This window comes from Occallatibacter sp. (assembly GCF_049802275.1).
Classification (GTDB): domain Bacteria; phylum Acidobacteriota; class Terriglobia; order Terriglobales; family Acidobacteriaceae; genus Telmatobacter.
Map to the genome: position 1 here is coordinate 1 of NZ_JBARMD010000391.1, position 5402 is coordinate 5402.

Annotated in this window: 5 protein-coding genes; 1 reads left to right on the forward strand and 4 read right to left on the reverse strand. The window is 58.7% G+C overall.

Annotation, left to right across the window (positions count from 1 at the left end):
* The first annotated feature begins 115 nt into the window (after positions 1 to 115).
* Positions 116 to 1381: an MFS transporter gene (locus WA354_RS13710; RefSeq protein WP_472813577.1), complete on the forward strand. Its 1266-nt coding sequence runs from the start codon at positions 116 to 118 to the stop codon at positions 1379 to 1381.
* 88 nt (positions 1382 to 1469) lie between these two features.
* Here WA354_RS13710 and ilvC read toward each other — a convergent pair whose 3' ends face one another.
* The 4 genes from ilvC to ilvB all read right to left on the reverse strand — a co-directional run.
* Positions 1470 to 2492, reverse strand: coding sequence for a ketol-acid reductoisomerase (ilvC, locus tag WA354_RS13715; RefSeq protein ID WP_472813578.1), 1023 nt, complete (start codon positions 2490 to 2492; stop codon positions 1470 to 1472).
* Positions 2493 to 2548: 56 nt separating this feature from the next.
* Complete coding sequence (locus WA354_RS13720; protein ID WP_472813579.1) at positions 2549 to 3166, reverse strand: PH domain-containing protein; 618 nt, start codon at positions 3164 to 3166, stop codon at positions 2549 to 2551.
* A gap of 60 nt (positions 3167 to 3226) precedes the next feature.
* Positions 3227 to 3817, reverse strand: a complete 591-nt coding sequence (gene ilvN, locus WA354_RS13725) for an acetolactate synthase small subunit (protein WP_472813580.1) — start codon at positions 3815 to 3817, stop codon at positions 3227 to 3229.
* Between the two features lie 130 nt (positions 3818 to 3947).
* Positions 3948 to 5402, reverse strand: a 1455-nt coding sequence (gene ilvB / locus WA354_RS13730; RefSeq protein WP_472813581.1) for a biosynthetic-type acetolactate synthase large subunit, incomplete at its 5' end; no start/stop codon positions are given.

A 5402-nucleotide genomic window follows, 5' to 3' on the forward strand; every position in this document is an offset into this window, starting at 1 on the left:
CGATGCCGTTCATGCGCGCGTACTCTACCAATTGCCCATGTGCTCGTTGGCGTGAACGATGATGCGGAGGGATTCTGTCCTATTCACCGGCTGCGGGACGGTACACTGCTGACCTGTGACCTTTGAGGGGAAGAACGGGAACTCCAGCGACAGCACAGCGCTGCGCGCCTTCGCGCCCACACTTGTCCTGCTCGTCATTTCCGTGCTTATCAACTATGTGGATCGCGGGAACCTCGCGCTGGCTGCACCGCTGCTGAAGATTGAATGGAGGATGACCGCATCGCAGCTCGGCATTTTGCTGTCGGCGTTCTTCTGGACGTATACCGCGCTGCAGTTTGTCATGGGGCTTTTTGTCGATCGCTGGGGCGCGAACCGGCTGATGGCTTTTGGCTTTCTTGCGTGGTCGCTGGCGACTGTGCTGACCGGGGCGGCGATGGGGTTTGCGACGCTGCTTGCCTTGCGGCTGCTGCTGGGCGTCGGTGAGTCGGTGATGTTCCCGGCGAGTTCGAAGATCATGGCGCAGCATCTGCCGGAGCACGCCCGTGGGTTCGCCAATGGACTGATGAATGCTTCGATGCGCTGGGGCTCGGCGATCGGCACACTTGGCGGAGGCCTGCTGATGGCGCGTTACGGCTGGCGTTCGACATTTGTTGCCATCGGCGTTGCCAGTCTGCTGTGGCTGCCGGCGTGGTCCCGCTGGAAAGTACCGGAGGCGCACGGTGGCGCCCATGTTGATGTGCGCAGGCCGAGTTTCGCCGCGATTTTGCGGAAGCGCACGTTCTGGGGCGCAGCTTCGGGCCACTTCTGCGCAAACTACCTCGTCTACTTCCTGATGAGCTGGTTGCCGTACTACCTGGTGCACGAGCGGAATCTTTCAATGGCAGCGATGTCGGTTGCGGCGGGCGCACTGTGGGTGGTTGATTCACTGTCTTCTGTTGCAACCGGCACCATCACGGATTTATTCATCCGACGCGGCGCCAGTCCGACCACGGCCCGCAAGTGGGCTATGGCAGTCGGATTCACGCTCGCCGCGGTTTCGCTTGTGGGCTGCGCATTCGCCGGAGAGCACACTTATCTCGCTTGCCTTATCGCTTGCGCAGTTGGGAGCGGCACTGCCAACGCCGGAACATTTGCCTTTGCGCAGACACTCGCTGGCCCCCACGCAGCAGGGAAGTGGGTTGGCCTGCAAAACGGAATCGCCAACATGGCTGGAGTTATCGGTCCTGCGCTCACCGGCTTCCTTGTTGACTGGACCGGCCACTTTGCACCGGCCTTTGCGGTGGCGGCCGTCATCACGCTGGGTGGGGCCTTTGCGTGGTGCATGGGCGTACGAAGATTGGAGCCGGTCGAGTTCGGAATTCCCGAAACACCTTCAAGATGAAAGCAAAAGCCCTGCGGATGCTTCCCTTCCGGGTCGCATATCCGCAGGGCCAAAGCGAAAGGCTACTGGCTGCCAGCTACAAGCTGCTTCATCGCGTCTTCGACACTTCCTCTACCGTCACTGGATCGAGGAAGGGCATGCTGGCGCGGAGTTGCTTGCCGACGATCTCGATGGGGTGCTTGGCCTCAGCATCGCGGAAGGCCTGAAATTCTTTTCGGCCGGAGTTCTGATCGGCGAGGAAGCGCTTGGCAAATTCGCCGTTCTGAATTTCGGTGAGGATGGCCTTCATCGCTTTGCGGCTTTCGGCATTGATGACGCGCGGGCCGCTGACGTAATCGCCCCACTCGGCCGTGTCGGAGATGGAGTAGCGCATGTAGGCGAGACCGCCGCGATAGATCAGATCCACGATCAGTTTGAGTTCGTGCAGCACTTCGAAGTACGCGCTCTCGGGCTGATAGCCGGCTTCAACCAGCGTTTCGTAGCCCGCCTTGATGAGTGCACTGACGCCGCCGCACAGCACGGCCTGCTCGCCAAAGAGATCGGTTTCGGTCTCTTCCTTGAAAGTGGTTTCGAGCACTCCGGCGCGGGTGCAGCCGATGCCCTTGAGATAGCTGAGATTCAGCGCATGGGCATTGCCTGTGGCATCCTGGTGAATCGCGATAAGTCCGGGTACGCCGCCGCCTTCGGTGAAGACTTCGCGAACGCGATGTCCTGGAGCCTTGGGCGCGGCCATGCCCACGTCGATGCCCGCTGCGGGCACGATGGTCTTGAAATGAATGTTGAATCCGTGCGCGAAGAGCAGCATTTTGCCCGCGCTGAGATTGGGCGCGATCTCTTCGGCGTACAACTTGGCCGCGGTCTGATCGGGAACCAGAACCATGACCACATCAGCCCACTTAGTGACGTTGGCGACAGTGTCGACCTCAAGGCCGGCCTTCTGAGCCTTGGCAATGGATTTGGAGTTGGCGGCAAGGCCTACTTTTACATGAACTCCTGAGTCCTTGAGGCTGAGGGCGTGGGCGTGGCCCTGGGAGCCGTAGCCGATGATAGCCACTTTCTTGGCTTGAATGAGGGAAAGGTCGGCGTCGTGATCGTAGTAAGTCTTAGCCATGATGATCTTGATTTTCCTTTGCGTACGGGTTGTGAGATTTTGTTGCGGGGCTATTGTTACGCCCTCAAGAATGTAGTCGTGCTGCGGCGCGTCCGCTCACGAAGCTGGCACTCGCGCAGCTCATCGGCGAGCTCCTCCAGGCGAGGCACGCCATAAATTGAGAAATTCTCAAGCTCGGCGTCGGTAGAGAAGATATGCAGCGACGCCTGTCCCAGAAGACGGCTGCCGAGAGGCTTACGCAGTTCAAAGTGATCGATGCGAAACAGTTCCAGCGACTCCTGTACCTTGGACAGAATGCCGTGCTCAATCTTGATACGCTGCGTGGTGATCTCGTAAAAAATGCGTCGGCTCTTGCTGTAGTACACAAGACCAATGACAACGCAGGAGACCAGAAAAAACAGGCAAAGATAAAGAATGTACTGGTTGTTCTGGTCGATGTACCCCTTTGCCATTGCGTAGCCGATCGCTGCCGTTATCGCGGCTACGATGAGGAAGGGCGTCAGTTGCCCCACTGTATAAATCAATGCCGGGTGACCCACGAAGAGGTCGCGTTCGGCTTCGACTTCTTTTGCGGCTGCGTAGTTGGCAAGGTCGGTATTGCAGAAGCGGCATTTAATCGCCGCGGCCTTGATGGTTTCTCCGCAAACCGGGCAGGCTTTGCTATCCGGGTCCATAACAATTTCCTTTCGGGGCGCGAATACGATGCAAACCGGGATCCGGCAGTCTATCGCCGTTTATGCCGGTTCTATGTCCGCGCTCTCTTCCGCCGCATCTTCGCTTGCGTCTTCAGGGAGTGAATCCTCATCAGACGCCTTGCCCATCGCTTTCAGCACGCTTGAGGTGTGATGTCCGCGGCGCATCGTCATCTTACCGCTGCGGCAGATCTCAAGGATACGACCGTCGTCTTCGCGAAGCACTTCGATCAGGCCTTCAATTTTGCTTTCGACGCCGGTCATCTCAATCATCAACGATTCTGAAGTGAGGTCGACGATGCGGGCGCGGAAGACCTCGACAAGGTCGAAGATCTGGGCGCGATTGCGCGGAGAAGCAGCCACCTTGATCAGCGCCAACTCGCGCGTCACGTTGGGGGCCTTGGCAATGTCATCCACATCGACAACATTTTCAAGCTTGAACAGGCTGGCGCGAATGCGATGCCCCGCTTCTTCAGATGCCTCGCAAACCAGCGTCAGACGCGACAGTCCAACGCGTTCGCTGCGTCCCACGGTGAGCGAACTGATGTTGATATTCAACCGCCGAAACAACGAAGCCACGCGCGTCAACACGCCCGGCAGATCTTCAACGTACGCTACGAATGTGTGCAACATAAAAGCCTCTAGCTTCTAGCCGCTAGCTTCTAGCTATTCTCTGGTCTGTCTTGCTCCGTCGTTTCCATGCGAGACAATTCGCCTTGGTACGAAGAAGCTAGTAGCTAGAAGCTAGGAGCTGGCAGCTGTCTTATTGGTCGTCTGCCGACTCGACGAGCGGGTTCTTTCCGGGGCGGCGAATCATCTCGTGCAATGCGCTGCCGGCTGGAATCATCGGGTATACCGAATCTTCCTTCTCCACCATGAAATTCAGCAGGAAGGGCCCATCGGTCTTGCGCGCCTCGTTCACAGCATCGGCAACTTCAGCCCTCGTCGTCACGGCGCGGCCCGCGATGCCGTGTGCGTCGGCGAGCTTCACAAAATCTGGACTTACCAACGGCGTGGCTTCGTAGTTGCTCTCGTAGAAGAACTCCTGCCACTGGCGCACCATACCGAGATAGCCATTGTTGATGACGGCTATGTTGATGTTTAGTTTCTCCTGCACGATGGTCGAGAGTTCCGAAGCGGTCATCTGGAATCCGCCATCGCCGGCGATCACCCAGACTTCCTTGTCCGGGCAAGCCATCTTCGCGCCGATCGCCGCCGGCAACGCAAACCCCATCGTGCCGAGTCCGCCGGAAGTGACGAGCGAGCGGGGTGTTTCGTGATGAAAGTATTGCGCCTCCCACATCTGGTGCTGACCCACATCGGTTGCGACAATTGCATTGCCGCCGGTGATGCGCCACAGATCGTGCATCACGTGCGCGGCGTACAGGTGGCCGGAGTCGGGAAGGTTTTTGATATCGCGGACAGACACCGCGCCCTTGCTGGATTCGATGGTCTTGAGCCATGCCGAGCCATCGCGGCCGGCTATACGCGGCAACAGTTCCTCGAGCACCGCGCGCAGATCGCCCACGAGGGCAACGTCAACCTTGACGTTCTTGTTCACCTCGGCAGGATCGACTTCGATGTGAATCTTTTTGGCCTTCAGCGCGTAGGTACTGGGCGTGCCGGTAACGCGATCGTCAAAGCGCATGCCGCAGGCAATCAGCAGATCTGCTTCCTGAATTGCTGTGTTCACCCACGACTCGCCGTGCATGCCCATCATGCCCAGGTTCAGAGGGTGCGAGGCAGGGAAGTTGCCGAGTCCCAGCAGCGTGAGCGCCACCGGAATCTGCGCGCGCTCTGCCAGCGTCTGCACCTGCTCCATCGCGCCTGACTCGGAAATGCCATGCCCGGCAAGAATCACCGGTCGCTTTGCATTCTTGATCAGCTCCGCCGCGTGCTTCAGACCGCTTTCTTCCACGTGCAGCATGGGGTGCGGACGATATGCCCGCGGCTTGGCAGCTTCGAAGTCGAAGATCGCCGTGCCCTGCTGCGCATCCTTGGTGATGTCGACCAGCACAGGCCCGGGGCGCCCGCTCACCGCGATTTGAAATGCATAACGGATCGCGTGCGCAATGTCCTCTGTCTTGTTCACAAGGAAGTTGTGCTTCGTCACGGGAAGCGTGATGCCGGTGATGTCCACTTCCTGAAACGCGTCAGTGCCAAGCACCTTGCTGGACACGTTGCCGGTGATGCAGACCATCGGAATGGAATCGAGCAT